Here is a 1453-nt window from a genome sequence, read left to right on the forward strand (position 1 = left end):
CTAGTAGGGCTTGGTCAGGTCGGGTGTGGTTGAGCGTGTCCTTCTGGTTCGGTGTTGCGTTGAGAGGGCGTGACTCCGGACGAGATTGCGGCTGTGCGTGGTGCGTTGGAGGACTTCGCGGAGGAGGTTTTCGAGCCGTTCGCGCGTAAGGATCAGCGTCGGTGGGGGCAGGTCTACCTGCGGGGCCTGCTCACTGACGGGCAGCGCAAGTCGGTCGAGCCGATGGCTGCCCGGCTCGGGGAGGACGGAAACCGGCAGGCCCTGGCCCACTTCGTGACCACCAGCCCGTGGGATCCGTCCCATATCCGGGCCCGGCTGGCCTGGAAGATGGAAAGGGAGATCCGGCCCACCGTGCTGGTCTTCGATGACACCGGCTTCCTCAAGGACGGCAATGCCTCGGCGTGTGTGTCGCGGCAGTACACCGGCACCGCGGGCAAGGTCACCAACTGCCAGGTGGGAGTCTCGCTGCACCTGGCCTCGGATCATGCCTCGGCGGCGGTGGACTGGCGGCTGTTCCTGCCCGAGACGTGGGCGCCCGGATCCGTGAAGGCGGACCCGGACAAGGTCGCCCGCCGCACAGCCTGCGGCATCCCCGACGACATCGGGCACGTGGAGAAATGGCAGCTCGCACTCGACATGCTCGACGAGACCCGCTCCTGGGGCATCGAGGTGCCGGTGGCCATTGCGGACGCCGGTTACGGAGACGCAGCCGCCTTCCGGCACGGCCTGCAGGCCCGGGGCCTCAACTACATGGTGGGGATCTCCACCACCCTCTCGGCCCAGCCCGGCGAAGTCGTGCCGGCCATTGAACCCTATTGCGGCATCGGACGCCGGCCGGTGGCGAAGTACCCGGACAAGCCTCGGTCGGTGAAACAGCTGGTCATCGCGGCGGGCCGGAAGTCAGCGAAGCCGGTCCAATGGCGTGAGGGCTCCCGGCCCGGCACCGGCCGCAGCGGCTTCAAACGGATGTACTCGCGGTTCGTGGCCCTGCGGATCCGGCCCGCCGGCCGCGAGGCCCGCCAGGCGGCCGACGGCCCGGAACTGCCCGAGTGCTGGCTCCTGGCCGAGTGGCCGGCCGGCCAGAGCGAGCCCGTTCAGTTCTGGCTGTCCGACCTGCCCGCCGACACCGCGCTGACCACCCTGGTCCGCCTGGCCAAGCTCCGCTGGCGCATCGAACACGACTACCGCGAGATGAAACAGGCCCTGGGCCTGGCCCACTTCGAAGGCCGCACCTGGAACGGATGGCACCACCACGTCACCCTCGTCTCCGTCGCGCATGCCTTCTGCACCCTGCAACGACTGGCCACAGCCCCAAAAGACACGGCGCCGGCCTGAGCCTCTACCGCGTCGTCCGCGAGCTACAGACCCTCCTCGCTACCTGGGCCGGCGCCTGTCCCACCTGCCACCGCGACATACCCACACTCGCCCCGACCTGACCAAGCCCTACTAGGCC

1 protein-coding gene is annotated in these 1453 nt (G+C 69.0%); it reads left to right on the forward strand.

Translation table 11 applies throughout. The annotated features are described in order from the left end of the window. Positions 1-69 precede the first annotated feature (69 nt). Positions 70-1335 (forward strand): IS701 family transposase, encoded by a 1266-nt coding sequence (locus tag ABT342_RS38100; RefSeq protein WP_351584211.1) that lies wholly within the window; start codon positions 70-72, stop codon positions 1333-1335. The last annotated feature ends 118 nt before the right edge of the window (positions 1336-1453 follow it).

The sequence above is a fragment of the Streptomyces sp. NPDC000410 genome, assembly GCF_040300305.1.
In the GTDB taxonomy this organism is placed as follows: Bacteria; Actinomycetota; Actinomycetes; order Streptomycetales; family Streptomycetaceae; genus Streptomyces.